Source organism: Pseudomonas brassicacearum, from assembly GCF_003732225.1.
In the GTDB taxonomy this organism is placed as follows: Bacteria; Pseudomonadota; Gammaproteobacteria; order Pseudomonadales; family Pseudomonadaceae; genus Aquipseudomonas; species Aquipseudomonas brassicacearum_E.
The window spans coordinates 336,050-361,052 of sequence record NZ_MOBJ01000034.1; the positions used below are offsets into that span (position 1 = coordinate 336,050).

27 protein-coding genes are annotated in these 25,003 nt (G+C 58.4%); 3 read left to right on the top strand and 24 right to left on the bottom strand.

Going from position 1 to position 25,003, the window contains the following annotated elements; translation table 11 throughout:
• Positions 1 to 83: 83 nt before the first annotated feature.
• The 13 genes from BK659_RS26145 to BK659_RS26205 form a co-directional block, all read right to left on the bottom strand.
• The gene (locus BK659_RS26145) at positions 84 to 671 is read right to left on the bottom strand and encodes a phage tail assembly protein (protein WP_123428433.1); all 588 of its coding nucleotides are present in this window, start codon (positions 669 to 671) and stop codon (positions 84 to 86) included.
• Positions 672 to 885: 214 nt separating this feature from the next.
• Positions 886 to 1,392, bottom strand: a complete 507-nt coding sequence (locus BK659_RS26150) for a phage major tail tube protein (protein ID WP_123428435.1) — start codon at positions 1,390 to 1,392, stop codon at positions 886 to 888.
• Positions 1,392 to 2,558 (bottom strand): phage tail sheath protein, encoded by a 1,167-nt coding sequence (locus BK659_RS26155; protein WP_123428437.1) that lies wholly within the window; start codon positions 2,556 to 2,558, stop codon positions 1,392 to 1,394. The genes BK659_RS26150 and BK659_RS26155 overlap by 1 nt, the downstream gene beginning before the upstream one ends.
• Positions 2,559 to 2,560: 2 nt before the next feature.
• The gene (locus BK659_RS26160) at positions 2,561 to 2,779 is read right to left on the bottom strand and encodes a hypothetical protein (protein WP_123428439.1); all 219 of its coding nucleotides are present in this window, start codon (positions 2,777 to 2,779) and stop codon (positions 2,561 to 2,563) included.
• Between the two features lie 102 nt (positions 2,780 to 2,881).
• Positions 2,882 to 3,307 carry a tail fiber assembly protein gene (locus BK659_RS26165; protein ID WP_123428441.1) on the bottom strand — a complete coding sequence of 142 codons (426 nt, stop codon included), beginning with the start codon at positions 3,305 to 3,307 and terminating at the stop codon, positions 2,882 to 2,884.
• A gap of 9 nt (positions 3,308 to 3,316) precedes the next feature.
• A complete protein-coding gene (locus BK659_RS28130; RefSeq protein ID WP_259740312.1) occupies positions 3,317 to 5,278 on the bottom strand; it encodes a phage tail protein in 1,962 nt (653 codons plus the stop codon).
• Complete coding sequence (locus tag BK659_RS26175) at positions 5,279 to 5,914, bottom strand: phage tail protein I (RefSeq protein WP_123428443.1); 636 nt, start codon at positions 5,912 to 5,914, stop codon at positions 5,279 to 5,281.
• Positions 5,911 to 6,906, bottom strand: a complete 996-nt coding sequence (locus tag BK659_RS26180) for a baseplate J/gp47 family protein (protein WP_123428445.1) — start codon at positions 6,904 to 6,906, stop codon at positions 5,911 to 5,913. The genes BK659_RS26175 and BK659_RS26180 overlap by 4 nt, the downstream gene beginning before the upstream one ends.
• The gene (locus tag BK659_RS26185; RefSeq protein ID WP_123428447.1) at positions 6,903 to 7,235 is read right to left on the bottom strand and encodes a phage baseplate protein; all 333 of its coding nucleotides are present in this window, start codon (positions 7,233 to 7,235) and stop codon (positions 6,903 to 6,905) included. The genes BK659_RS26180 and BK659_RS26185 overlap by 4 nt, the downstream gene beginning before the upstream one ends.
• Positions 7,236 to 7,245: 10 nt before the next feature.
• A complete protein-coding gene (locus tag BK659_RS26190) occupies positions 7,246 to 7,857 on the bottom strand; it encodes a phage baseplate assembly protein V (RefSeq protein WP_123428448.1) in 612 nt (203 codons plus the stop codon).
• 3 nt (positions 7,858 to 7,860) lie between these two features.
• Positions 7,861 to 8,394 carry a hypothetical protein gene (locus BK659_RS26195; protein WP_123428450.1) on the bottom strand — a complete coding sequence of 178 codons (534 nt, stop codon included), beginning with the start codon at positions 8,392 to 8,394 and terminating at the stop codon, positions 7,861 to 7,863.
• A 51-nt stretch (positions 8,395 to 8,445) separates the two neighbouring features.
• Entirely contained in the window at positions 8,446 to 8,796 is a 351-nt protein-coding gene (locus tag BK659_RS26200) for a phage holin family protein (protein ID WP_123428452.1), read from the bottom strand.
• A gap of 504 nt (positions 8,797 to 9,300) precedes the next feature.
• On the bottom strand, positions 9,301 to 10,035 hold the full coding sequence (locus BK659_RS26205) for an XRE family transcriptional regulator (protein ID WP_123428807.1): 735 nt from the start codon (positions 10,033 to 10,035) through the stop codon (positions 9,301 to 9,303).
• Between the two features lie 199 nt (positions 10,036 to 10,234).
• On the opposite strand from BK659_RS26205, the gene mutS reads away from it, so the two are divergent.
• Together mutS and fdxA are read left to right on the top strand one after the other, a co-directional pair.
• Positions 10,235 to 12,814: a DNA mismatch repair protein MutS gene (gene mutS / locus BK659_RS26210; RefSeq protein WP_123428454.1), complete on the top strand. Its 2,580-nt coding sequence runs from the start codon at positions 10,235 to 10,237 to the stop codon at positions 12,812 to 12,814.
• Between the two features lie 142 nt (positions 12,815 to 12,956).
• Positions 12,957 to 13,280, top strand: coding sequence for a ferredoxin FdxA (gene fdxA / locus BK659_RS26215; RefSeq protein WP_123428456.1), 324 nt, complete (start codon positions 12,957 to 12,959; stop codon positions 13,278 to 13,280).
• Positions 13,281 to 13,815: 535 nt separating this feature from the next.
• On the opposite strand, the gene rpoS is transcribed toward fdxA, so the two are convergent.
• The 8 genes from rpoS to BK659_RS26255 all read right to left on the bottom strand — a co-directional run bounded on the left by rpoS (position 13,816) and on the right by BK659_RS26255 (position 20,956).
• Positions 13,816 to 14,820 (bottom strand): RNA polymerase sigma factor RpoS, encoded by a 1,005-nt coding sequence (gene rpoS, locus BK659_RS26220; RefSeq protein ID WP_123428458.1) that lies wholly within the window; start codon positions 14,818 to 14,820, stop codon positions 13,816 to 13,818.
• 105 nt (positions 14,821 to 14,925) lie between these two features.
• Positions 14,926 to 15,783, bottom strand: a complete 858-nt coding sequence (locus tag BK659_RS26225) for a peptidoglycan DD-metalloendopeptidase family protein (protein ID WP_123428460.1) — start codon at positions 15,781 to 15,783, stop codon at positions 14,926 to 14,928.
• A gap of 211 nt (positions 15,784 to 15,994) precedes the next feature.
• Entirely contained in the window at positions 15,995 to 16,630 is a 636-nt protein-coding gene (locus BK659_RS26230) for a protein-L-isoaspartate(D-aspartate) O-methyltransferase (protein ID WP_185015482.1), read from the bottom strand.
• Positions 16,631 to 16,671: 41 nt separating this feature from the next.
• Complete coding sequence (gene surE / locus BK659_RS26235) at positions 16,672 to 17,421, bottom strand: 5'/3'-nucleotidase SurE (protein ID WP_123428464.1); 750 nt, start codon at positions 17,419 to 17,421, stop codon at positions 16,672 to 16,674.
• Positions 17,409 to 18,467: a tRNA pseudouridine(13) synthase TruD gene (truD, locus tag BK659_RS26240; protein WP_123428466.1), complete on the bottom strand. Its 1,059-nt coding sequence runs from the start codon at positions 18,465 to 18,467 to the stop codon at positions 17,409 to 17,411. The genes surE and truD overlap by 13 nt, the downstream gene beginning before the upstream one ends.
• The gene (ispF, locus tag BK659_RS26245; protein ID WP_123428468.1) at positions 18,464 to 18,937 is read right to left on the bottom strand and encodes a 2-C-methyl-D-erythritol 2,4-cyclodiphosphate synthase; all 474 of its coding nucleotides are present in this window, start codon (positions 18,935 to 18,937) and stop codon (positions 18,464 to 18,466) included. Before ispF ends, truD begins: the two co-directional genes overlap by 4 nt.
• Before the next feature lie 52 nt (positions 18,938 to 18,989).
• Positions 18,990 to 19,835: an S-formylglutathione hydrolase gene (gene fghA / locus BK659_RS26250; protein ID WP_123428470.1), complete on the bottom strand. Its 846-nt coding sequence runs from the start codon at positions 19,833 to 19,835 to the stop codon at positions 18,990 to 18,992.
• A gap of 8 nt (positions 19,836 to 19,843) precedes the next feature.
• Complete coding sequence (locus tag BK659_RS26255) at positions 19,844 to 20,956, bottom strand: S-(hydroxymethyl)glutathione dehydrogenase/class III alcohol dehydrogenase (protein WP_123428472.1); 1,113 nt, start codon at positions 20,954 to 20,956, stop codon at positions 19,844 to 19,846.
• Positions 20,957 to 21,062: 106 nt separating this feature from the next.
• On the opposite strand from BK659_RS26255, the gene BK659_RS26260 reads away from it, so the two are divergent.
• On the top strand, positions 21,063 to 21,959 hold the full coding sequence (locus BK659_RS26260) for a LysR substrate-binding domain-containing protein (RefSeq protein ID WP_123428474.1): 897 nt from the start codon (positions 21,063 to 21,065) through the stop codon (positions 21,957 to 21,959).
• A 518-nt stretch (positions 21,960 to 22,477) separates the two neighbouring features.
• On the opposite strand, the gene ispD is transcribed toward BK659_RS26260, so the two are convergent.
• The 3 genes from ispD to eno all read right to left on the bottom strand — a co-directional run bounded on the left by ispD (position 22,478) and on the right by eno (position 24,920).
• Positions 22,478 to 23,185 (bottom strand): 2-C-methyl-D-erythritol 4-phosphate cytidylyltransferase, encoded by a 708-nt coding sequence (gene ispD, locus BK659_RS26265; protein WP_123428476.1) that lies wholly within the window; start codon positions 23,183 to 23,185, stop codon positions 22,478 to 22,480.
• Positions 23,182 to 23,460 (bottom strand): cell division protein FtsB, encoded by a 279-nt coding sequence (ftsB, locus tag BK659_RS26270; protein ID WP_019692104.1) that lies wholly within the window; start codon positions 23,458 to 23,460, stop codon positions 23,182 to 23,184. Before ftsB ends, ispD begins: the two co-directional genes overlap by 4 nt.
• A gap of 170 nt (positions 23,461 to 23,630) precedes the next feature.
• The gene (eno, locus tag BK659_RS26275; RefSeq protein WP_123428478.1) at positions 23,631 to 24,920 is read right to left on the bottom strand and encodes a phosphopyruvate hydratase; all 1,290 of its coding nucleotides are present in this window, start codon (positions 24,918 to 24,920) and stop codon (positions 23,631 to 23,633) included.
• Positions 24,921 to 25,003: the final 83 nt, after the last annotated feature.

The following is a 25,003-nucleotide window of genomic DNA, read 5'->3' on the forward strand; positions in this document are numbered from 1 at the left end:
GTAGCGGCGTAATGCCTTGCCAGCGTCCCACTCCAGAATTTCCGCCTCACTTACCGGGTAAATGAGCGGCACCACATCGAGGATTACTTCGATGTCGCGTTCCGAAAGAAGTCCGCCGGTTTGTTTAAAAAATCGTCGATGCGCACCTGCAACTGGGTCCAGTCGGGCACGGTCAGCGAGGCCAGGTCGGGAAGCATCAGACCGGTGCAATGGGCGGTGATGAACTCGGCGCGTTCCTTGGCTGTTTTCAGTTTTTTCATCGCCTTGGTGGCGCGCAGCACCGGAATTTCCAGGGTCAGCGAAGTCATGCTGCGGCCCGCCACATTGAGCGGTTGCAGCAGTTGTACCTGATCGGGATCGTCGTCCGATGCTGCGTCAGCCTCGGTAGCCTGCTGTAGAAAGTACGAAGCAGAGCGAGTCGACATTTCGTGGACGTACTGCGCAATGCTCACGTAGTCCGGGCGTTTGAGCTGGTCCAGTTCCTTGACCGACAACCCCGTGGCCAATTTGGCCAACTCGAAGAACTGATCGTCCTCGTCATCGCCCGCACGGGCCAAGGCCTCTTTCTGCGCGGCGTAGTACAGCGGCTTGAGTTGGATCTGCTCGATCTGCGACTGATCGTCACCGGTGATCGGCGACAACAGGACATGTTTAGGAGGCATCCAGGACATGAAGTGAATTCCTTTGTGAATCATGGGAAGGTGTTGCGCAATACCGGTCAGCTAACACAAATCTCAAGTCTGGCAAGCACTCTGTGGGAGCGAGCCTGCTCGCGATGGCGGCGGTACATTCAAAATCAATGTGTCTGACACACCGCTATCGCGAGCAGGCTCGCTCCCACAGGTTTACCGCTTTAACTGAGAGGCATCGAGGATGTTGCGAGGTTTACGGCAGCAGCACGGCGCGGCGGGCGTCGCCGAGAATGTCGACGCCGTTGAGCACGAATTTCTGCGTGCGCACGTCGATGTCGATCACCGGGATGCCGTTTTCCAGGCGGTTGTAGGTGCGGCAGGACAGCTCGAGGGTGGTGATGGATTTGTCGCCCATCTTCAGCTTGGCCTCGGCCAGGGATTTCAGCTTGCCGCCGACGGTGTGGTAGGTGAACCAGGTGTTACCGTCCTGGTCCTGACCGGCTTCGCGGACATTCAACAGGATGTCTTCACCCAGTTTCACACCGAGCGCCAGCATGATTTCCGGGCCAGTACCTTGCAGGTTCAACGTGGCGTTGAGCACTTTGCCGCTCTTGGCCATTTCCTCGGCGATAAAGCGCCCGCCGGTCATCGGCTCCATTTCGAAATCAATCTTCGGCGGAGTGAAATCCTCCACGGTCGCCGACAACGGCAGGCCTTGCAGGGTGGCCGCGATGGCCTGTCTTACGCGGTTGGTAAACATTAGAGAACATCCTCCAGGAACTGCTCGATGATTTCATCGCGGGCGTTGAGTTGGTAAACCATGTGTTCGTTCGGCGCGTAGCGGCCGTAGTCGATGACGATGAACCAAGTGCCGTTCTTGTACTTCTCGACGCTGTTCAATTCCGGGTGCAGGTACACGCTGCCGCCGGGGATGGTTTCGTCGGCGACCAGGGTTTGCAGCCAGTCGTTGATGCGCTTGACCTCCTGGTCCATGAACGACTTGGTCAGGTTCTTGGCCATGGCTTTTTGGCCGGCCTTGACCAGCTTGCGGCTGATCGCATCTTCCAGGCCGACGTAGCTGATGAACTTGCCGGTGATGGAGCGGTTACCCAGCAGCGAGAAGCCGCCGAGGACGGTCCGTGCGTAGTAGCTGATGCCGTAACGGTTGAGCAGATCGCCCTCGGTCGAGGTGTCGAGGATGTTGTATTCCACGGTCCGGGATACGTCCTCGGCGTAGGTCACTTGATTGCCCGGACTCTCCCATTGCTTGACCTTGGCCAATGCGGCGATGGCCAGGCTCGACGGCGCCAGGAACACGTTTTTCTTCGCCGCTTTGGAGTAAACCGCGGGCATGTTGTGCACGACGAGGCAACGGTCGAAACCGAGATCCGCACCGCCGAGTTCGCCGCTGTAGGTCACCTGATCGGCAACCGAAGTGTCTTTGCCATCGAGTACCACACGGGCCTTGATGCGCTTGCCGAACGAGGCGAACTCGCTGGCCACCGCTTTGGTGCCGGTAAAGCCCGGCGCACCGATGATGGTCAGGTCTTCAGGGACACCGCTCAGCGCGGCCAGGCCCAGCTTGCGGCCGGTCAGCGCTTCGTTGCCGCCGATCACGTTGTTCAGGGTGTCGGCCGGGGTCGCGCCCTCCTCGACGATGACCACATAGACCGGCACCTTGACCACTTTCAGGATCTGAAACACCGCGTGGAACAGCGTGCCCGACTCGGCGCCGGTCGGATCGAGCAGCGCCTGGGTGGTGAAGCTGTTGATGCGGAACGGGGCATTACGCGGAATCAGTGGATCCGCTTTCGGCGCGGTGCCGACCAGACCGATGACGTTGTCACCCAGGCCGCCCATGGCCTCGGGGGATTCGGTGGCATTGACGGTGATGCCGTTGTGCTCGAAGTTCAAAACCTCAGCCATGGTTATTCAGCCTTCTTCGTGGCGGCCGTTTGGGCCGGGGTGGTATTGATATCCTCGTCCTGCTTGTGCGTTTCGAGGACGCGGGTCAGTTCCAGACGGCCAGCGCTGCGCAGCGCGTTGGCCTCCACATCAAGCAGCTCAAGCTGTTGGCCGACACTCGACCAATGGCCACCACCGGTGGGGAATGGGAGGAGCACGGTGTACGTTTGGCGTTCTGCCATTTCAGGATCTCCAGAAGCGAAAAACCCCGCATGAGCGAGGCTGTTAGGGATGTGCCGCGTTAGGTGCAGCGGAAAAGAAAACGCCCCGTCAGTGCGGGGCGTTTATTGGAGCTCAGCAGTCAGCCAAAGAGGCGACGGCGGACGGTGATCAATCAACGGAAATTCTCCCGCCTTCGGCCAGTTGCGAAGTAGTCGGCGGTACGCCTGCACCTCGCTGTATTGCTCAAGAGTCAGTGTTGTCGCCCCCCCGTCCTCCAACTCATCGCGGTGACGCGAAACAATGCCGTCCGTTTCCAACAAGCGCCCATCACGCCACTGCCGCTCGATGGCCGCTATAACTTCATCAGTCGGCGGTAGCGGGTCAATGAGCACCGGGTAACCCTGCTCGCCGGCCACTATCCACTTGCCCTTTTCTTGGCCGTCCTTCAGGGCCTGATAGGTCTCATCAGTGATCTCCAGTGATCCATCCGGGACAGAACCATGAAACTCCAAATCGTAGAAACCGCCATCGGCTGCACAGTAATACATAGACCCTCCTTAGTTACCCTTAGCGCGCCAGAAGTGCTGGACGCCGCTGCCGCCGCTGCCAGAATGGGAATAGTTAAACCCCGTTTTCGTAAAGTTACCGACCTGCCAGGGGCCGCCGCGCGAAGCAGGAGACTGTGTCCCCGAGTCGACATAGGTCAGTTGGATATTCGTACAAGCGATCGGGAACGCGATCGGGAACGTGACCGGTGCGATCACCCCCGATGCAGCGCCGCCAGTCATCCCCCACATTTCAATGTCTCCACTCGGCAGTTTTTGCCAACCCGTAGCACCGAGACTAGAAGCAAATAGCTGGGAAGTTCTCAAGCACTCAAGGCTTGCATGACCGCGCCACATAACCCCATCTGATACCAGATACAAGTCCGACCCATTGAACATTGTGTAAGGCGCCGCCACTGCGACGTTGTTCAGTGCGATCGAATCCCCGGCCTGAACAGCCAGATAGACCGGACCCGAGCCACTAGAGGTCGTAATCAGGATCGAGGATCCTTTAGGCACCAAACTCGCTTTGGGTAGCGTGAGAGTGCCGGCCGCAGACATTTCAATCCGAGCGCCTATGTGCGCAGCAGTCAGCGTTACATTGCCCCCTGCAATTGCCACACTGTCAGAAAAGCTACCTATTGCTTTTTGCACGAACTCCGTCGTCGCCAATGCCTTGGTGTTACTGAACTGCGGCTGCGTTGTCCAATTCGCGCCAGACATCATCGGTGAATACTTCAGCGAAGCGTCTCCAGAATCCAGGCTCCATCCAGGCGCTTGCAGTAAGCGCCGGAATACAGCAAAAGTGGCACCGGGAATTGTGAACGGACCATTCTGACCGCTCTGCGTGCCCAGGCTTTCTCCGGTCCTGGCTTTGACAGTGACCGGCGCACCGCCCCCACTAACAATCGTCAAGAGACCGCCAGCAGGAACAGTTGACCACTCCGGAAGCGTCACTGTTGCAGCAGTAGTTAATATTGAAAGCTTGCCAACATCAGCCGCCGTTAAAAAAGTATCGCCCGCGTAGTTAGTTTGTCCCGCATAACTACCCAGTGCGCGCTGAACATACTCAGTCGTCGCAATCGACTTATCACTACTGAACAAGCCCGGCGTTGGAGTCGTTGGATTTCCCAACAAAGCCGGCGAGTTGATCGGCGCAAACCCTTGAGTCACGTTTTGAAACGTCAGCGCTGTAGTGCCCAGCACAATCGCTCCGTCCGTGATCAGTTGCCAGATCGTATCGGCGAGCGTCGCCCCCTCCTCTACCGGGACAGTCAATCCCGAGGTTACCTTGACACTCGCATCAGCATCCTTTGCACGAGCCCATACGCCGTTTGCGGCGACATAAATGCCGTTGTCTTTCGCCGAGGCTTGGGACTTAACAAGGACCCGGTCCCCGGCAACCACGGCGATACCGTCGATTATCTGTGCACCACTTAAAACAATGTTGGCCGTGGTTGCCGCCCGCACAGACTGCTTTCTATCGAGCTTCGCAAGCTCGTCAGCGACAAAGCTCGACACCCAGGCCCGCGTTGCCTTGACGACCGTATCGTCAATCAGCAACGTCACCAACGAGGCATTACTGGTCTCGAAAATCGAGCGGATATAGAACTCTTTCCCCGATCCCGACGTCGCCAGTACCGGCTTGAACGACTCCGGGTATTTGACGATGGCGTACAGAATACCGGTATCGGTCCAGAGCCCGGCCTCGCGTACATACCAGCCGCCGACTTCGGGCGGGATGGTGACTTCGGCCAGCAACCAGCTCGGGTTTTTCTCGTCCTGGAACAGCGCATTGAGTGGCCCGCGCCACACTTCGCGCTTGAGTGCTGTGTCAGTCGCGGCCGGGTTGTAAACCTCGCCGCCGCCGTCACCAACTGAAATTTGCGACAGTTTGATCGGCACGCCCGCAGCCTTGCAGGCAGTTTCGTAGGCGATCCCCGCATTCGTGAGCAGGGTGTAATAGTCGGCCATTTAGGACCCCTGAGGATAAATAGTGGATGTTTCGACGCTGTAGAGCCCGGCGGCGATAAAGGCCTGACCCGAGGCTTCAAGCCCTTCGATCACAATCGGATAAACCGTGGTCAGCTCACCGCACACAGTGGCTGCGCCGATGACGTGGTTGCCAAATGCGCTCAAGCCCACGGACACCGACACGATGTCGCGTTCACTTTTGGCGTCCGCCAAACGTCGGTCGAGACGAGCGTCGATTTCTTCGCTGTAGGGCCGCTCGGAAAAGGCCCTGACTGAAAAACTGTAGGGTTTGCCAAGCGGCGTCTGCTCGTACCATGCGCGAATTTCCGGCACTAATTGCAAGCCCTTGGCGGCGTTCTCCAGAGCCTTTCGCGTACCAGCTTGTCGAGCGGTTGACCACGCGAGTTCTACCGTTAAACGTTTTTCTGCCTCGGGAGCCTCAGAGCTCCATTCAGCAACCCCACGATCAGCCGCGAGATACGGCAGGAACGCCAACGGCGTGTTGACCGGGTCCATCAGCTCGGGGAACGGCAGCGCGATGCGATCGAGCAATTGGCCGAAACCGAGATCGAGGGCCTTTTCCAGCGGCGAACTGTTCGCTGGCAACAGACTCGGGCGAGGCGTTTCATCACTCATAGCGTGATCACCTCAACGTCGACAGCCGTGCAATAAGGCGCCTGAGAGAACGTTGTGACGATCGGTGCCAAGGGCTCCAGAATCTCCAGCTGTACCGCACCGGCAGCGTGCAAGGTGTAATCGATCCAGCTCGGATCGACCCGCCCCTCCAGCCGGTGGCGCGAGTCGGCATACGCCTGCAATTGCTGCTCAACGGCAGCCTTTGTCAGGCCCGAGTCAGGCCCGGCATTGATCTTGGCGACGACCCGGATCTTGTAGCGCTTGATTTCGGCGCCCTGCACCGTAACCAGATCCGTTTCCGGCCTGACGTCAGGACGCGCAAAGTGCCGGCGAACACCGTCCAGCAGGTCTGCAGACGGCGTGCCGTCAGCCTCTCGAGAAAGCACGGTGACCATCACCTCGCCAGGCGCTGTTCGGCGCCCGTTGCCATCCTTGACCTGTGCCGCGTAGCCATCCGGATCAAAGCTGTAGGTAACCGTCACCACGCCCGGAGCCGTGGTCTCCACCTTCACCACGGGTCGTTCGCCCAGGGTGAATACCTCGCGGCGATACTGCATCCGCGAACCCGCTGCCGGTGCATGAGGTGCGAGGTAGTAACGCAGTCGGGCGTCATCGTCGCTTTCATAGGTCGGTTCGATCGGCGGGAATGCCGCCGGGTCTCCCGGGTCCAGCACCTGCCGCTCGAGGCCCATATCCGCGAGGCGGGCATCGAGGTTACTGCCGGTCGCCCACCACGCAAGCATCTGCTTGATGCGGGCGTTGTATTTGCGTTCGTGGGTTTGCAGCCGCACACAAAAGGCCTCAAGGGCCAGGGTCAGCAGCTCGCTTTCGTTGTCGAGGCTGACTTGCAGCTTGGCTGCATTTTCCGGCGAGCGTGCAGCCACGTAGTCAACGACAAACGCCTTGAACTCAGCGAGCAGCGCCTCGAACGTCTCGACCGTAACAATCGCCGGCTCAGCCAACTGGTTTTGACCGGGTATCAGCATGCTCATGTCACGACCTCGAATGTCTGTTTACGGTTTTTCCAGGTACCGGCGAAGCGCAACAGCAACCCCGCACCTCGACGACTGGCGACAATAACCTCAGGCTCAAAATCACCGATGCCGTTCTCCTTGTTGTAAAACGCCTGTGCCGCATGGCTCTGCGCAAGGATCAACACGTCGTCGCCGACATTGCGCCCCAGCAAGTCAGGGATTAGCGACCCATACAGGGGGCGCTTTTGACGAGTGCCCAGCGGCGTGGTCAATGCGCGGGTTGCGCGCTGCACAAACTGGAGCCAGTCGTCGACCGCTGCCCCGGTGTTTCTATCGACTCCAATCATGGGAAGTCCCTTATGCAGTACTGATGACTCGTCCCTGGTGATCCACCAAAGGGCCGAGGAAGTGAATGCCAGAGGCGTCGAGCAACACGCCGACCGCGCCAAGCTTCAGTTCGATTGCCTCAGGGGTCAGTGCCAGCCGGGCCGGGCCGACGGTCAATTCGACCGACTCACGCGAGCCCTTGAACGCTGTCTGTCCGTTGGTCCAGCTCAGAACATGGCCTGCATCGTCGTAGCTGCTTTCAGTGCCGTCCTTGTGTCGGCGACGCGTCAACGTGGCCACGGTCGAAACCGGCGGGAACTGGTTGCTGTTGAGGCCGAACAAGGCAACCGATTGCCCACCGCCATCGCCGCCGCCATAGTTCAGCAGCAAGCACTGCTCGCCCATGGATGGGATGCGTGACTCGCTCTGTTCGCCAGCACTCGGGTTGAAGAACCTGATCGCGGGTGTCAGCAGATCCCCGTGGCTGACTTTGCAGGTGTTGCTGGCGGCATCGACCGCCACACACACACCGATACGACAAAAGCTGTCGGCACGCCGGTGCAGATCTTCGAACTCGGTCTCCATCTCGGCCAAACGTTCAATGATCGGGCCGAGCTGCATACGTAGAAGAGCGTCAAACATGGGCTACCCCTTGAGTGCTGGTAACTGAAGCTCTGTGTATTGATCCGGATCGTCGATGTTCGAGACCTCCCAGGTGAACGCAAACTTCGGTGTACCCGTTGGGTCATCGAGCAACGGCTGACCGAAATACAGCGTCTGGGAAAACGAAACCGTCCATGCTTCGTACACCTGCTCACCGCGGGTGAACGTCGACGGCACTGCCTCGATGCTCATCGGCAGGTCGCATTGCCCTCCCGACACACCCCAACGGTTATCCGTGACGAGATCCTTCAGCGCGCTGGCCAGGTTGCAGGCCTCAAGCCCACTTTTCCCAGCCACCACGCCCTGCAGCGAGATCGTCAGGACATGCGCTTTACGGCCATCGTTGGCACGGGTGCCTGGGGCATCGCGTTCAATTGCGATCAGGACCCAGGCATCATCGACAACACCGTCGAAGTCCTGATACCCCCCGACCTTCAGGCCTGGATAAGCCAGCCGAAGCGCCTCACCGATAGCGAAAAACAACTCCGAGGGCTTATCGATAACTCTTGGAGACATAAACGGCTTCCTGTTCAAATATTTCTGTTGCGACTGATCCCAATGCGGGACTTACTGCTGATCCGGGTGAGAGTTGCGCGCAGTGGGGTCATCTACCCCAATCCGCTTGGCCGCCCAGCGCTCGTAAAGCCCGATGGCGACATCGGCACCTGCCATTGCGGTAAGGCAACCAAAGGCGCCGGCGGTCCATATCGATACGCCGGCGGCATACAGCAGCATGATGGTCGAGACTCCGCAGACCATGCAGGCCCCGGAGCGCAGCGCCAGGCGCCGCAACAGTGGCCAGCCGCGAGTGCCCTCCTTGTCGGCGCGCCACATTTCGCCGGACACTCCGCCGACCACCGCCAGGGCAATGACCAGCCAGATCGGCATGTCCAGCAACGCTTGCTGCTCGTTTGTCATGTCACGCCTCCTGCGTTGATAAATAGGTGATGGGGTTGTGTGTTGTTCAAGCGTTGTCTCTTGGTGTGCCTGGAGGTAGGTAGGCATTCCAAAAAGCCCGGTCGCCCGGGCTTTTCAGTAATGCGGTCCTGCTCTCTGATCTTTCGGCGCTACTGGCGCGGTACAGATCCATTCAAATTGTTCCTCCGACCGCGACCCTGTCCGCCGGATAACTGCTTACGGTGCTTTACGCTGCACACCCGGGTCAGTTGCCAACCCTCTGAACCGTTGAGGCCGGTTCATCGCTGCCTTTGCTGTGGAACTAAAGAGCTTCGTTACGAGCCGTTGTTGAGCGGCTTGAGACAAAGAATATGCATGTATGCATATACAGTCAATGCATTAATGCAATTATTTATGCATTAAAAATGCACGAGCGCATGAAAGCCTCGCAAACAAAGGCTGGGATGGTTTTCGTCAGGCGAAAAAAAACCCGCTCGATGGCGGGTTTTATCTGACAGCTAAGGGTTAGCGGGCGTACATGCCCCACCAGAAGACGTGACCGAGGATGACGATCTGCTCTTCCTGGATCTCCTGGAAGCTGTAGTCCTCATCCGGATGTTCATCGCGATTGAAGCTACGCAGACGAATGCCGGTAGGCAGACGATAGAGCTGCTTCACCCGCAATTGACCGTTATGGTTGATGGCATACAGATCACCATCAACGATGTCGCCAATTCCGGACTTGCCGGCGTTGACCCCAACCGTCGCGCCATCGCGCAGCACCGGCAACATGCTGTTGCCGCGCACGGTCACACATTTGGCCTGGTCGAACTGCACACCGTTATGCCGCAAGCTGCGCTTGCCGAAGCGCAAGCTTGAGCGCTCGCTTTCTTCGATGACGAATCTTCCTGATCCAGCAGCCAATTCAACCTCTCGAAGAAAGGGGACCGAGACCTCGTCGTCATCGACGGGAGTATCGTCATCCCACAGGCTTATGTCCTTGAGTTCCGAATGCGACTCTTCGCGTGCAGGCGCGGTGGCCGGCGCTACGTCGGCGCGGCCACGCAACTGGTCAGTGCTCACACGGAAGTACTCGGCGATCTTCGAAATGTGTTTATCCGAAGGATCGACGATCTTCCCGCTGAGAATCCGCGAGAGGGTAGATTGAGGCACGCCCGTGCGACGGTGAAGCTCCGTGGGGGAGATCCCGTGCTGATCGAGCAGCGCTCTTAAGACGGTAGAAACATTGCGTTTTTGCATAACGCGCATAGTGCTTGTTCTTTTCGAAGATGACAAATGCTGATTTGCATAGCCAGTGCATAAATCGCAGAAATGTGCAGTGGGCCTTTCATCCCTGCGTAGGTCGGACTGCCCATGGTAACCTTGCGCCCATCGCGGAAAAACCGGGCCGATGCCCCATTTTTGCCCCACCCTTTCAACGAATTCGCCTGATTACCTGATGAATAAAGCACTCTCCGATCTGTCTTCCCATACTCCGATGATGCAGCAGTACTGGCGTCTGAAGAACCAGCACCCTGACCAGTTGATGTTCTATCGCATGGGTGACTTCTACGAGATCTTCTATGAAGACGCGAAGAAGGCCGCCAAGTTGCTGGACATTACCCTGACCGCCCGTGGGCAGTCGGCTGGGCAGGCGATTCCGATGTGCGGGATTCCTTACCACGCTGCGGAAGGTTACCTGGCGAAACTGGTCAAGCTCGGTGAGTCGGTAGTGATCTGTGAGCAGGTCGGCGACCCGGCGACCAGCAAAGGCCCGGTGGATCGCCAGGTGGTGCGGATCATCACCCCCGGCACCGTCAGCGATGAAGCGCTGCTGGATGAGCGTCGCGACAACCTGATCGCCGCCGTGCTGGGTGACGAGCGCCTGTTCGGTCTGGCGGTGCTGGACATCACCAGCGGTAACTTCAGCGTGCTGGAAATCAAAGGCTGGGAAAACCTGCTGGCGGAGCTGGAGCGGGTCAATCCGGTCGAGCTGATGATTCCGGACGACTGGCCTAAAGACTTGCCAGCGGAGAAGCGTCGTGGTGTTCGTCGTCGTGCACCGTGGGATTTCGAGCGTGATTCGGCGCTGAAAAGTCTTTGTCAGCAATTTTCCACCCAGGACCTCAAGGGTTTCGGCTGCGAGAACCTGACCCTGGCCATCGGTGCCGCCGGTTGCCTGTTGAGCTACGCCAAGGAAACCCAGCGCACCGCCCTGCCGCATTTGCGCAGCCTGCGTCATGAGCGTCTGGACGATACCGTGGTGCTGGATGGCGCGAGTCGTCGCAACCTGGAGCTGGACACCAACCTTGCCGGTGGCCGCGAAAACACCCTGCAGTCGGTGGTCGACCGTTGCCAGACCGCCATGGGCAGCCGTTTGCTGACCCGCTGGCTAAACCGCCCGTTGCGCGACTTGAGCGTGCTGCTGGCGCGCCAGACCTCGATCACCTGCCTGCTCGACGGTTACCGTTTCGAAAAGCTGCAACCGCAGCTGAAAGAAATCGGTGACATCGAGCGGATTCTGGCGCGTATCGGCCTGCGCAATGCCCGCCCTCGTGATCTGGCTCGCCTGCGCGACGCACTCGGTGCCCTGCCCGAGCTGCAAATGGCGATGACCGAGCTTGAAGCGCCACACCTGAATCAACTGGCCGTGACCACCAGCACCTATCCCGAGCTGGCCGCCCTGCTGGAAAAAGCCATCATCGACAACCCGCCTGCGGTGATCCGTGATGGTGGCGTGTTGAAAACCGGTTACGACGCAGAGCTCGACGAACTGCAATCGCTGAGCGAAAACGCCGGACAATTCCTGATCGACCTCGAAGCCCGCGAGAAGGCTCGTACCGGCCTGGCCAACCTGAAAGTCGGCTACAACCGGATTCACGGTTACTTCATCGAGTTGCCCAGCAAGCAGGCGGAACAGGCGCCGGCCGATTACATCCGCCGCCAGACTCTCAAGGGTGCCGAGCGTTTCATCACGCCAGAACTCAAAGCCTTCGAAGACAAAGCCCTGTCAGCCAAGAGCCGTGCACTGGCCCGCGAGAAGATGCTTTACGAAGCCCTGCTCGAAGACCTGATCAGCCAACTGCCACCGCTGCAGGACACGGCCGCAGCACTGGCCGAGCTGGACGTCTTGAGCAACCTGGCCGAACGCGCGCTGAACCTGGACCTGAATTGCCCACGGTTCGTCAGCGAGCCGTGCATGCGCATCAGCCAGGGTCGTCACCCAGTGGTCGAGCAGGTATTGACCACGCCGTTCGTGGCCAATGACCTGAGCCTGGACGACAGCACGCGGATGCTGGTGATTACCGGTCCGAACATGGGCGGTAAATCCACTTACATGCGGCAAACTGCACTGATTGTGCTGCTGGCGCATATCGGTAGCTTCGTGCCGGCAGCCAGTTGCGAGTTGTCGCTGGTGGACCGGATCTTCACCCGGATCGGTTCCAGCGATGACCTGGCCGGTGGCCGTTCGACCTTTATGGTCGAGATGAGCGAAACCGCGAACATCCTGCACAACGCCACCGAACGCAGCCTGGTGCTGATGGACGAAGTCGGCCGCGGCACCAGCACCTTCGACGGCCTGTCGCTGGCCTGGGCAGCGGCCGAGCGTTTAGCTCAGCTGCGCGCCTACACACTGTTCGCCACCCACTACTTCGAGCTGACGGTACTGCCGGAAGCCCAACCGCTGGTGGCCAACGTCCACCTCAACGCCACCGAGCATAACGAGCGCATTGTGTTCCTCCACCACGTACTGCCTGGCCCTGCCAGCCAGAGCTATGGGTTGGCGGTTGCGCAACTGGCTGGTGTGCCAACCGAGGTCATCGTGCGTGCTCGCGAGCACTTGAGCCGACTGGAAACCACCAGCCTGCCGCATGAAGTGCCAGCACCTGCCAAGGGCAAACCGGCAGCGCCGCAACAGAGCGATATGTTCGCCAGCCTGCCGCATCCGGTGCTCGATGAACTGGCCAAGCTCGATCTGGATGACATGACCCCGCGTAGGGCACTGGAAATGCTCTATACATTAAAGACACGGATCTAACGCAGATGCCTGCAAGCTGTTAGAATCTCGCGCGGTTTGGGATGCTGCAGGCAAATAGCCTGGTCTGCAGACTATCGCTCCCAAACCTGGCGACCCCACCGTGAAGGGGCGCAGCAAGCCGCGCCTGAGGAGAGAATTAGAAATGACCTTCGTCGTCACCGACAACTGCATCAAGTGCAAGTACACCGACTGCGTAGAAGTGTGTCCGGTGGACTGCTTTTACGAAGGCCCGAACTTCCTGGTGATTCACCCGGATGAGTGCATCGACTGCGCCCTGTGCGAGCCAGAATGCCCTGCTGTGGCCATCTTCTCCGAAGACGAAGTCCCGGATGAGATGAAGGAGTTCATTCAGCTGAACGTTGATCTGGCCGAAATCTGGCCCAACATCACCGAGAAGAAAGATCCGCTGCCAGATGCGGCGGAGTTTGATGGCGTCAAAGGCAAGATCAAAGACCTCGCTCGCTGATCATCGCGGCGCTCTCGAAAAGGCCCCTTGCGGGCCTTTTTTGTTTTTATCAACGATCAAAAGATCGCAGCCTTCGGCAGCTCCTAAAAACAGGCAAAAAAAAGGGGCGGTATGACCCGCCCACATTTTTTCCCTATTCCCTGTGTTCCTTTTCATCGTCCTGATGAATCACGTCCTTGCGATGTTCCTTACCCATCATCCTTGATGGCTGTGTCTATCCGTCGACACAGTGCTGATACTAAAGAGTTCCCCGACAAGAGCAATCACCTGCCACGGGCAAGCCTGGGTGAAACGATGTGTTTAACCATGATAAATATCATTACAAATCAACAAGCTAGCTAATTCAGTCAACAGAAATAGACGACCACTACCCGTTAGAAAAACCGAACACTTACGAGAGAGTAAGCCATGGCTTACGCTAACCTGCGAAAGAGTCCAGATAGCACTCACAAAGATTAAACACCGCACTAATCTGCGAACAACAAAAAGCCCCGAAACAGGCGGGGCTTATTGTCATCGGGTGAACGCGTTCCTGCTACTGGAACAGCGACTCGCTCGAAAGGCCATTCTTCTCAAGGATTTCACGCAGGCGTTTCAGACCTTCAACCTGAATCTGTCTGACTCGTTCACGGGTCAGGCCAATCTCCAGGCCTACGTCTTCCAGCGTACTGCTCTCGTGGCCGCGCAGACCGAAGCGGCGGATCACCACCTCGCGCTGTTTGTCCGTCAGCTCCGAGAGCCACTGATCGATGCTCTGCGACAGGTCATCGTCCTGAAGCAGCTCACAAGGATCGGTAGGGCGGTCATCGGTGAGGGTGTCCAGCAGGGTTTTATCCGAATCCGGACCCAGCGAGACGTCGACCGAAGAAACCCGCTCGTTCAGGCCCAGCATGCGCTTGACCTCTCCCACCGGTTTTTCCAGCAGGTTGGCGATTTCTTCGGGTGAGGGTTCATGATCAAGCTTTTGCGTCAGCTCCCGTGCTGCCCGAAGGTAGACGTTGAGCTCTTTGACCACATGAATCGGCAACCGGATGGTCCGGGTCTGATTCATGATTGCACGCTCGATGGTCTGACGAATCCACCAGGTAGCGTAGGTCGAAAAGCGGAAGCCGCGCTCTGGATCGAACTTTTCCACCGCCCGGATCAGCCCGAGGTTGCCCTCTTCGATCAGGTCCAGCAGTGACAGCCCACGATTGACATAGCGCCGGGCGATTTTCACCACCAGTCGCAAGTTGCTTTCAATCATGCGCTTGCGCCCAGCCGGATCGCCACTTTGCGACAGGCGCGCAAAATGAACTTCTTCTTCCGGTGACAACAAGGGGGAAAAGCCGATTTCATTGAGGTACAGCTGAGTTGCATCGAGCGCCCGGGTGTAATCGATGTACTTGTGCTGCTTAAGTGTTGCGGAGTGCTTGGATTTGGCACGAACTGAAGGCGTAGCTGACCCTTCATTCGACATCTCATCCGATGCGACGCCGGCCTCCATCAGGAGAACCTCATCGTCGATGTCAAACTCCGGCACTTCTTTACTGAGAGCCATTGTTATAGTCCTTTGGTGAGTTCGACCTCAAGCTCAAGCGACGCCTTTATCCTTGGCAACGCTGGAGCCTGTTCCCTCTACGTGACGGAACAGGCTGGTAACAAATCAACGACGTGGCAGGAATTGCAGCGGATCTACAGGTTTACCTTGTCGGCGAATCTCAAAATGCAGTTTCACCCGGTCTGTACCCGTTGACCCCATTTCGGCAATTGTCTGTCCGACTTTGACCTGCTGTCCCTCCCGAACCAACAACCTGCGGTTATGACCGTAGGCACTGACGTAGGTATCGCTGTGTTTGATGATGACGAGCTCACCGTAGCCCCGCAAGCCACTCCCGGCGTAAACCACCGTCCCATCAGACGCAGCTAAAATAGGCTGTCCCAAATCCCCTGCGATATCAATTCCTTTATTCAAACTACCGTTTGAAGAGAATTTTCCAATCAGAATGCCATTAGATGGCCATCCCCAGCCTGTCGGTGCAGGCCCTGCCGGAGGCAGTGGCGCAGGGGCTGGTTTGTTTGCGACGGACGGCGCAGCCGCCTCCTTGGCGGGGCTCGCCCCCGATGCCGGGCGCCGGGTTACGGTAAATTTGCCCGACGAAGAAGTGCTGGTTCCAGACTCGGCCACCGCCTCTGCCGGTGTTGAACCGGAACGTCCATCAAAGCGAATCGTCTGACCTGGATGGATGGTGTAAGGCGTAGGAATGTTGTTGCGCGCTGCCAAGGCCTTGTAATCCCAGCCGTAGCGAAAGGCGATCGAGAACAAGGTATCGCCGCGACGGACTACGTATTGCCCGGTGGTTACTGCAGGCCGCTGGGCCGCCGCGTTATTACGATCGACCACTCGCACATCGCTTGAACGCGTGCTGGAGCAACCGACCAACAAGGAACTCAAGACAAGGCCAGTCACCAGGCGCTGAAAGCTTGTTGTACCAATACGCTGCGCAATGACTGTGAGACTCACCCGCCGCTCCCTTTGTGGTGGCTGAAGATAAAAATCGCCTTGTTCAGGCATGAAATGTCGCAAGTATAACTGGCCATTCGGGCTTTACCGTCGACTAAGCGAAATCGATACGCGCACACGTTTGCCGATCGCCGTTCAATCGCGTTTAACCAGGCAATGCCGCTGTAAGACCAAGGTAATTGAACAGAATTCAGCGTCGTTGAATAAATGCTTAAGCCAGTGGTCCATGGAGCAATGGCACGAAGCGAACGCCCCCCAAAACGCGCCTGGAAAAACCCTGTTCTTCACGGATGATCAACATCAGTTGCTGAACCTCCCCTGAACCAACCGGAATCACCAGCCGCCCACCGGGCGCCAGTTGATCAAGTAACGCCTGAGGCACATCGGTGGCCGCCGCGGTGACGATAATGCCGTTGTACGGCGCCAGCGCCGGCCAGCCTTCCCAGCCGTCGCCCCAGCGAAACACCACGTTGCGCAGGTTCAACTCGACCAGGCGCTCCTTGGCCCGATCCTGCAAGACCTTGATACGCTCGACGGAAAACACCCGCTCGACCAATTGCGACAATATTGCGGTTTGGTAACCGGATCCGGTGCCGATCTCCAGCACTTTATCCAGAGGACCGGCCTCCAGCAGCAACTCGCTCATGCGAGCCACCATATAAGGCTGGGAAATGGTCTGGTTATGGCCAATCGGTAATGCCGTGTCTTCATAGGCACGGTGCGCCAGGGCCTCATCGACAAACAGATGACGCGGCGTACTACGGATCACCTCCAGCACCTTGGCGTTGGACAGACCTTCCTCATACAGGCGCTGGATCAGCCGTTCGCGCGTGCGCTGGGAGGTCATCCCGATACCACGACGCAGAATATCGTCTTGCTCACGAGCCATCAGCGCAATCCCTCCAGCCAGCCATCGAGACTTCCAAAGGCATCATTGAAGGTGCGATCGAGTTGCAGCGGCGTGATCGAAACATAGCCCTGCATCACCGCGTGGAAATCCGTGCCCGGTCCGCCATCTTCCGCATCGCCGGCCGCGGCAATCCAGTAGCCGGACTTGCCACGCGGGTCGACGACTTTCATCGGCGCCGCTGCACGGGCACGGTGGCCCAGGCGGGTCAGTTGAATACCTCGAATGTGATCCAGAGGCAGATTGGGAATGTTCACGTTCAGCACCGTGCGCGGTGGTAAATCAAGCTCGGCATGAGCCTCCACCAGTTTGCGCGCAAAGTAGGCCGCCGTCGGCAAGTTTTCGACTTGCCGCGATACCAGCGAAAAGGCAAACGATGGCAGCGCGAGGAAACGCCCCTCGAGCGCCGCCGCGACCGTGCCGGAATACAGCACATCGTCACCCAGGTTGGCCCCCAGGTTAATCCCGGAAACCACCATATCCGGCTCGAGCTCCAGCAGACCATTGAGGCCCAGGTGCACGCAATCGGTCGGCGTACCATTAAGGCTGATAAAGCCATTGGCCAAAGTTTGCGGGTGCAACGGACGGTCGAGCGTCAGCGAACTGCTGGCGCCGCTTTTGTCCTGGTCAGGGGCGATAACCACGCACTCGGTGTAATCCGCCAGCGCAGCATGAAGCGCGGCGAGACCGGGTGCTGTTACCCCATCGTCGTTAGAAATCAGAATACGCATGGGCTGTCCGTCTGCCCCACCGGCACCAGATCGACGAGTTCACGCACCAATACGGTGGCAAAGCATCCGGCCGGAAGGACGAATTCCAGTTGCAGAATGTCAGGCACGGGATAATGCCACGTCAACCCGCCAATGGGCAGCCGCAGGATGCGACGTTCATGGCTCATTCCAGCGTTTATCAACCAATCGCGCAGATCCGCTTCACGTGCCGCGACCTGTTGCTCAAGTTCATGAGTCGCACCGGTAGCCGGTGACTCGCCCTCGCCCCACTGCGGCCCGGTCGGGTGCAGGTCGAGGATCGCCAGACGCGGATCGCTGCATTCGGCTTCACCTGCCGGGAAGAAACTGCGGCTGTCGGTGAACGCCAGCAAGTCGCCCACCTGGGCGCGCTGCCAACTGCCATCGGCGACTCGCGCCGCCAGCACCTGGTTGAACAAAAAGCTGCGGGCGGTGGAAAGTAAACGCGAACGCACGTTGCGCTGCTCTGGCAAGGCTTTGCGTGCCGCCCAGTCACGGGCATCCACCACGTTGCCGCCGTTATGGCCAAAACGCTGGGCACCGAAATAGTTGGGAATGCCTTGTTTGGCGATCAGTTGCAGACGCGCGTCAATCGCGTCCTTGTCACCGCTGAACTGAGTCAGGCGCAAGGTAAAACCGTTGGCCGAATGCGCGCCGCGCTGCAACTTGCGTTTGTGCCGTGCAGTCTTGAGGATTTTCAGCGTGTCGTTTTCTGCAGCGGACAAGTCAGGATCGGCCTTGCCGGGCAATTGCACGCTGAACCACTGGCGGGTCAGAGCCTGGCGATCTTTCAAACCGGCATAACTGACGGTGCGCAACGGCACGCCGGCAGCCTTGGCAATCCACCGGGCCGCCTCTTCAGTGTTCAGACCGCGTTTTTCCACCCAGATCCACAGGTGTTCGCCTTCGCCGGTCAACGGGATGTCGAGGACTTCATCGACCTGAAAATCTTCCGCGATGGCTTTCAGTACCGCGGTACCGAGGGCTTCACCGTAGGCACGCGGGCCGAGCAGTTGCAGTTCATTCATGCGCGCAGCAACAAGGCAACGGAATGCACGGCAATGCCTTCTTCGCGACCGACAAAGCCGAGCTTTTCGGTGGTGGTAGCTTTCACGTTCACTTGATCCAACTCAACTTGAAGATCCGCGGCAATCAGCGCGCGCATCGATTCGATATGCGGGGCCATTTTCGGCGCCTGGGCAATGATGGTGTTATCGACGTTGCCAACCTTCCAGCCCTTGGCGTGGATCAATGCGACAACGTGACGCAACAGTACACGGCTGTCAGCGCCTTTGAATTGCGGGTCGGTGTCCGGAAAGTGTTTACCGATATCACCCAGCGCCGCCGCACCGAGCAAGGCATCGCTCAACGAGTGCAGCAAGACGTCGCCGTCGGAATGGGCGAGCAACCCGAAGCTGTGTGCAATTCGCACGCCGCCCAGAGTGATGAAATCGCCTTCAGCGAAACGGTGCACATCATAGCCGTGGCCAATACGCATAAAAAAACGCCCCGATTTAGTCAGGGCGTGATTCTACCTGCTTTGGCGAACATTAGGCGCCTAGAGCGTGTGCGTGATGTCGCAAGTGTTCATCAATGAAGCTGGCGATAAAGAAATAGCTGTGGTCGTAGCCCGGTTGCAGACGCAAGGTCAGCGGATGTCCGGCCAGTTTCGCCGCCTGCTGCAGCGCTTCGGGTTTGAGCTGAGTGGCGAGGAAGTCATCCCGATCACCCTGATCCACCAGCAATGGCAGCTTTTCGCTGGCCTCGGCGATCAAGACGCTGGCATCCCATTCGCGCCATTTCGAACGCTCTTCACCCAAATAGCGCGAAAACGCTTTCTGGCCCCACGGGCAATCCATTGGATTGTTGATAGGAGCGAAAGCCGACACCGACTGATACCGCCCAGGGTTGCGCAAGGCACAGACCAGCGCGCCGTGACCACCCATGGAATGGCCGCTGACGCCGCGTTTGTCCGATGCCGGAAAATGCGCTTCGACCAACGCCGGTAATTCCTGCACCACGTAGTCATGCATCCGATAGTGCTTGGCCCAGGGCTCCTGTGTAGCGTTCAGATAGAACCCGGCACCGAGGCCGAAATCCCACACGCCATCCGGGTCGCCCGGAACATCGGCGCCCCGAGGGCTGGTGTCTGGCGCAACGATGATCAACCCCAGCTCGGCCGCCATACGCATCGCGCCGGCCTTGTGCATGAAGTTCTCGTCGGTGCAGGTCAATCCCGACAACCAGTACAACACCGGCAGTTTGCCGCCCTGCTCCGCTTGTGGCGGCAAGTACACGGCAAACACCATGTCACAACCCAGCACGTGCGAATGATGTTTGTAGCGTTTATGCCAGCCACCAAAGCTCTTCTGGCATGAGAGATTTTCCAGACTCATGACCGACCTCAGAAATGGATGACGGAGCGGATGCTTTTGCCTTCATGCATCAGGTCGAATGCCTTGTTGATGTCTTCCAGGCCCATGGTGTGGGTGATGAAAGTGTCCAACGGGATTTCGCCGGTCTGGGCCATTTCCACGTAGCTTGGCAACTCGGTACGACCACGCACGCCACCGAATGCCGAACCGCGCCAGACGCGGCCGGTCACCAGCTGGAACGGACGGGTAGAGATTTCCTGGCCAGCACCGGCAACGCCGATGATCACCGACTCACCCCAACCCTTGTGGCAGCACTCCAGCGCCGCACGCATCAGTTGTACATTACCGATGCACTCGAAGGAGAAGTCGACGCCGCCGTCAGTCATGTCGACGATCACGTCCTGGATCGGACGATCGAAATCTTTCGGGTTCACACAATCGGTGGCGCCCAGCTGCCTGGCGATTTCGAACTTGGCCGGGTTGATGTCGATGGCGATGATTCGCCCGGCGCGGGCTTTGACCGCGCCGATGACCGCTGACAGACCAATGCCGCCCAGACCGAAAATGGCCACGGTGTCGCCCGGTTTGACCTTGGCAGTGTTGATGACCGCGCCGATCCCGGTGGTGACACCGCAACCCAGCAGGCAGACTTTTTCCAGCGGCGCTTCTTTAGGGATCTTCGCGACGGAGATTTCCGGCAACACGGTGTATTCGGAGAAGGTCGACGTACCCATGTAGTGGAAAATCGGCTGACCTTTGTAGGAGAAGCGCGTGGTGCCGTCTGGCATCAAACCTTTGCCCTGGGTCGCACGGATGGCCTGGCAGAGGTTGGTCTTGCCCGACTTGCAGAACTTGCACTGCCCGCATTCCGGGGTGTACAGCGGAATCACGTGATCGCCGACCGCGACCGAAGTCACACCTTCGCCAATGGCTTCGACAATCGCGCCACCTTCGTGGCCGAGGATCGACGGAAAGATGCCTTCCGGGTCAGCACCCGACAGGGTGTAGGCGTCGGTATGGCAAACGCCGGACGCGACCACACGCAACAGGACTTCACCCGCCTTGGGCATGGCGACATCGACTTCAACGATCTCAAGGGGTTTCTTGGCCTCGAAGGCAACGGCAGCGCGCGACTTGATCATCCTGACTCTCCAGCGAATAAAAACGAGACCAGGAGTGTAAAACACCGCCAGACGATTAATAATCCAGCCAAAAGCAAAACATTATTGCTGCACAGGGATAATCCTCATGTCCGAAAACCGCTGGGAAGGCATCGATGAGTTCGTCGCCGTCGCCGAATGCAACCAGTTCACGGCTGCCGCCGAACGCCTTGGGGTTTCGTCTTCGCACATCAGTCGACAAATCGTCCGTCTTGAAGAGCGCCTGCAAACCCGTCTGCTCTACCGCAGCACCCGTCGGGTGACGCTGACCGAAGCCGGGCAAACGTTCCTGCAACACTGCCAACGCTTGCAAGACGGACGCGAAGAAGCCTTGCGCGCCGTCGGCGACCTGACCAGCGAACCCAAAGGCATGCTGCGCATGACCTGTGCAGTGGCGTACGGCGAGCGCTTCATCGTGCCGCTGGTGACCAGCTTCATGGGGCTTTATCCACAATTGCGTGTCGATATCGAGTTGAGCAACCGTCCACTCGATCTGGTGCACGAGGGCCTGGACCTGGCGATCCGGCTCGGCCGCCTGCAAGACTCACGACTGGTCGCCACGCGCCTGGCACCACGGCGGATGTACTTGTGCGCCTCGCCGTCCTATCTGGAGCGGTATGGCCGACCGCACAGTTTGTCCGAGCTGAGTCGGCACAACTGCCTGATCGGCAGCTCGGACATCTGGCAACTGGAGCAGGACGGCAGAGAGTTTTCCCAGCGAGTACAGGGCAACTGGCGCTGTAACAGCGGGCAAGCAGTACTGGACGCGGCGCTACAAGGTGTTGGGTTGTGTCAGTTGCCGGACTATTACGTGCTGGAGCATTTAAACAACGGCACCCTGGTGTCGTTGCTGGATGCTCATCAACCACCAAACACCGCCGTCTGGGCGTTGTATCCGCAACAACGGCATCTGTCGCCAAAGGTGCGCAAACTGGTGGATTACTTGAAGGAAGGACTGGCCAAACGGCCGGAGTACCAAGTTTGATCAAAAGATCAAAAGATCGCAGCCTGCGGCAGCTCCTACAGAAATCGAATTCGCCTTCACCACTCAACAGGCCGAGCGTTAGCTCGCCTGCAGCCGTTGATCTTGATCCACCCGCCCCTTCGGCAGGCCGAGTGGAGGTGTTCATCAGGGGGTTGGCGCGTAGCGCCGTACGGCGCAGCCGGACACATCGAGAGGAGGTCGTCGCGAAGCAGACCGTAGGCGATGCCCCCTGATGAATGCCGGAGCGAGGGAACGCCGAGCCTAAGCGAGGGGCCGTACGCTTGGGGCGAAGCCTTTTGGTTCCTTTTTGGCGTTTGAAAAAGGGACTCGCTGTAAGAGCGAAACCGTAAGCGGCCGTTACCGCAGGAATGGATATGTACACCTGCGGGAGATTGGTCGGCTGTCAGGCCGCCATCGCGAGCAAGCTCGCTCCCACAGTTGAACTGGGTACGTCTGTGAAAGATGGGGCGGCTGTCAGGCCGCCATCGCGAGCAAGCTCGCTCCCACAGTTAGAGGTATCAGCGGCGATTCGCCCAACGCAGGCGTAACCACTCAAGGTCTTCAGGCCGAGTAACCTTGAGATTATCCGCACGCCCCTCGATCAAGCGCGGCGCCTGACCCGCCCACTCCATCGCAGAGGCCTCATCGGTAACAGTCACATCAGCCACCAGACTGTCCGCCAACGCCCGATGCAAAGCACCAAGACGAAACATCTGCGGCGTATACGCTTGCCAGATCAAACTGCGATCAACCGTGTCAAGAACCCGACCGTGCTTGTCTGCGCGTTTGAGCGTGTCACGAGCAGGCACTGCGAGTAACCCGCCAACAGGATCGTCAGCCAGCTCCGACAGCAACTTGTCGAGATCATCGCGAGTCAGGTTCGGCCGCGCGGCGTCGTGAACCAACACCCAGTCTTCATCGGCAGCGCCTTGAGCGTGCAAATGCAACAACGCGTTAAGCACCGAACCCGAGCGCTCATCGCCGCCATCCACCCGCTGAATACGCAGATCGGTAGCACAGGCCAGAGTCGGCCAATAAGGGTCATCAACCGCAAGACTGACCACCAGACCTTTCAAGGCAGGATGATCAAGGAAACAGCCAAGGCTGTGTTCGAGAATAGTGCGCCCGCCCAATTGCAGATATTGCTTGGGACGGTCCGCGGCCATACGGGCACCAACGCCCGCGGCAGGGATCACGGCCCAGAAGGCCGGTAACGTATGCATCATTGAGCCAACTGGTAAAGGGTTTCACCATCCTTGACCATGCCCAACTCATGGCGAGCCCGCTCTTCAACGGTCTCCATGCCTTTTTTCAACTCACTGACTTCGGCGTCCATGACCCGGTTGCGCTCCAGCAACGATTCGTTCTCAGCGTGCTGATCGGCAATCTGCTGAGTCAGCTCGGCCACTTGCGCCAGGCTTCCATTACCCACCCACAGGCGGTATTGCAGGCCAGCCAGCAGCAAGAGCAAGACAAGAAACAACCAGTAAGGACTGCGCATCGAATATCAGGTATCCAGTGAAAAAAGACAGCCATGCCAACTTTGAAGCTTCTGATAGCACGAAGCCTGGAAGAACCAGGCTCGTACTGATAAGGCATCAGATTAGTGGCAAAAATCCCGCTGCTGCGATTTTTTCGACACAATCCGGTGTCTTTTTTAGCATTTACCAATCAGCCGCGGAACTCGCTGCGACCGTTGTACTTGGCTTTGCCACCCAATTGCTCTTCGATACGCAGCAGTTGGTTGTACTTGGAAACGCGGTCGGAACGGCACAGCGAACCGGTTTTGATCTGGCCAGCCGAGGTACCCACCGCCAGGTCGGCAATGGTCGAATCTTCGGTTTCGCCGGAGCGGTGCGAGATCACGGCAGTGTAACCAGCGGCCTTGGCCATCTGGATCGCTTCCAGGGTTTCGGTCAGGGTGCCGATCTGGTTGAACTTGATCAGGATCGAGTTGGCGATCTTCTTGTCGATGCCTTCTTTCAGGATCTTGGTGTTGGTCACGAACAGGTCGTCGCCCACCAGCTGGGTTTTTTCGCCGATCTTGTCGGTGAGAATTTTCCAGCCAGCCCAGTCGGACTCGTCCAGGCCATCTTCAATGGAGATGATCGGGTAACGCTCGGTCAGACCTTTGAGGTAGTCGGCAAAACCTTCGGCGGTGAACACCTGGCCTTCACCGGACAGGTTGTACTTGCCGTCTTCGTAGAATTCGCTGGCCGCACAGTCCAGAGCCAGGGTCACGTCGGTGCCCAGTTTGTAGCCAGCGTTGGCCACCGCTTCGGAGATCACTTTCAGCGCATCTTCGTTGGATGCCAGGTTCGGAGCAAAACCACCTTCGTCACCCACGGCAGTGCTCAGGCCACGAGCCTTCAGCACAGCTTTGAGGTGATGGAAAATCTCGGTGCCCATGCGCAGACCTTCCGAGAAAGTCTTGGCGCCAACCGGCTGAACCATGAATTCCTGGATGTCGACGTTGTTATCGGCGTGCTCGCCACCGTTGATGATGTTCATCATCGGAACCGGCATCGAGTAAACACCCGGAGTACCGTTCAGGTTGGCGATGTGTGCGTACAGCGGCAGGTCCTGGTCGTGGGCAGCCGCTTTGGCAGCAGCCAGCGACACAGCGAGGATTGCGTTGGCACCCAGGCTGCCTTTGTTCTCGGTACCGTCCAGCTCGATCATGATGCGGTCGAGGGCTTTCTGGTCAACCGGGTCTTTACCCAGCAGCGCGGTGCGAATCGGGCCATTGATGTTGGCCACAGCTTTCAGTACACCCTTGCCCAGGTAACGGCTCTTGTCGCCATCACGCAGCTCGAGCGCTTCGCGCGAACCGGTGGAAGCACCGGACGGCGCGCAGGCGCTGCCGATGATGCCGTTATCGAGAAGCACGTCCGCTTCGACGGTGGGATTGCCACGGGAGTCGAGAACTTCACGACCTTTGATGTCGACGATTTTTGCCATTGTTGTAAACACTCCAAAGTTGACGAAAACGACGCAGCTGTAGGAAATCTTTTACCGTCGGCAAGTGATAAGCAGCGGGCAGA

What these genes read in the sequence shown, in the direction of transcription:
- BK659_RS26230 (WP_185015482.1), bottom strand. Translation starts at nt 16,630, where the DNA reads ATGACCTCCCAGCGCACGCGCGAACGGCTGATCCAGCGCCTGTATGAG.
- ispF (WP_123428468.1), bottom strand. Translation starts at nt 18,937, where the DNA reads ATGCGTATTGGCCACGGCTATGATGTGCACCGTTTCGCTGAAGGCGAT.
- mutS (WP_123428454.1), top strand. Translation starts at nt 10,235, where the DNA reads ATGAATAAAGCACTCTCCGATCTGTCTTCCCATACTCCGATGATGCAG.
- ftsB (WP_019692104.1), bottom strand. Translation starts at nt 23,460, where the DNA reads ATGCGCAGTCCTTACTGGTTGTTTCTTGTCTTGCTCTTGCTGCTGGCT.
- rpoS (WP_123428458.1), bottom strand. Translation starts at nt 14,820, where the DNA reads ATGGCTCTCAGTAAAGAAGTGCCGGAGTTTGACATCGACGATGAGGTT.
- fghA (WP_123428470.1), bottom strand. Translation starts at nt 19,835, where the DNA reads ATGAGTCTGGAAAATCTCTCATGCCAGAAGAGCTTTGGTGGCTGGCAT.
- BK659_RS26185 (WP_123428447.1), bottom strand. Translation starts at nt 7,235, where the DNA reads ATGATTGGAGTCGATAGAAACACCGGGGCAGCGGTCGACGACTGGCTC.
- BK659_RS26165 (WP_123428441.1), bottom strand. Translation starts at nt 3,307, where the DNA reads ATGTATTACTGTGCAGCCGATGGCGGTTTCTACGATTTGGAGTTTCAT.
- truD (WP_123428466.1), bottom strand. Translation starts at nt 18,467, where the DNA reads ATGAATGAACTGCAACTGCTCGGCCCGCGTGCCTACGGTGAAGCCCTC.
- BK659_RS26200 (WP_123428452.1), bottom strand. Translation starts at nt 8,796, where the DNA reads ATGACAAACGAGCAGCAAGCGTTGCTGGACATGCCGATCTGGCTGGTC.
- BK659_RS26145 (WP_123428433.1), bottom strand. Translation starts at nt 671, where the DNA reads ATGTCCTGGATGCCTCCTAAACATGTCCTGTTGTCGCCGATCACCGGT.
- BK659_RS26190 (WP_123428448.1), bottom strand. Translation starts at nt 7,857, where the DNA reads ATGTTTGACGCTCTTCTACGTATGCAGCTCGGCCCGATCATTGAACGT.
- BK659_RS26160 (WP_123428439.1), bottom strand. Translation starts at nt 2,779, where the DNA reads ATGGCAGAACGCCAAACGTACACCGTGCTCCTCCCATTCCCCACCGGT.
- BK659_RS26155 (WP_123428437.1), bottom strand. Translation starts at nt 2,558, where the DNA reads ATGGCTGAGGTTTTGAACTTCGAGCACAACGGCATCACCGTCAATGCC.
- BK659_RS26255 (WP_123428472.1), bottom strand. Translation starts at nt 20,956, where the DNA reads ATGATCAAGTCGCGCGCTGCCGTTGCCTTCGAGGCCAAGAAACCCCTT.
- BK659_RS26195 (WP_123428450.1), bottom strand. Translation starts at nt 8,394, where the DNA reads ATGTCTCCAAGAGTTATCGATAAGCCCTCGGAGTTGTTTTTCGCTATC.
- BK659_RS26180 (WP_123428445.1), bottom strand. Translation starts at nt 6,906, where the DNA reads ATGAGCATGCTGATACCCGGTCAAAACCAGTTGGCTGAGCCGGCGATT.
- fdxA (WP_123428456.1), top strand. Translation starts at nt 12,957, where the DNA reads ATGACCTTCGTCGTCACCGACAACTGCATCAAGTGCAAGTACACCGAC.
- eno (WP_123428478.1), bottom strand. Translation starts at nt 24,920, where the DNA reads ATGGCAAAAATCGTCGACATCAAAGGTCGTGAAGTTCTCGACTCCCGT.
- ispD (WP_123428476.1), bottom strand. Translation starts at nt 23,185, where the DNA reads ATGATGCATACGTTACCGGCCTTCTGGGCCGTGATCCCTGCCGCGGGC.
- BK659_RS26150 (WP_123428435.1), bottom strand. Translation starts at nt 1,392, where the DNA reads ATGTTTACCAACCGCGTAAGACAGGCCATCGCGGCCACCCTGCAAGGC.
- surE (WP_123428464.1), bottom strand. Translation starts at nt 17,421, where the DNA reads ATGCGTATTCTGATTTCTAACGACGATGGGGTAACAGCACCCGGTCTC.
- BK659_RS26175 (WP_123428443.1), bottom strand. Translation starts at nt 5,914, where the DNA reads ATGAGTGATGAAACGCCTCGCCCGAGTCTGTTGCCAGCGAACAGTTCG.
- BK659_RS28130 (WP_259740312.1), bottom strand. Translation starts at nt 5,278, where the DNA reads ATGGCCGACTATTACACCCTGCTCACGAATGCGGGGATCGCCTACGAA.
- BK659_RS26205 (WP_123428807.1), bottom strand. Translation starts at nt 10,035, where the DNA reads ATGCAAAAACGCAATGTTTCTACCGTCTTAAGAGCGCTGCTCGATCAG.
- BK659_RS26260 (WP_123428474.1), top strand. Translation starts at nt 21,063, where the DNA reads ATGTCCGAAAACCGCTGGGAAGGCATCGATGAGTTCGTCGCCGTCGCC.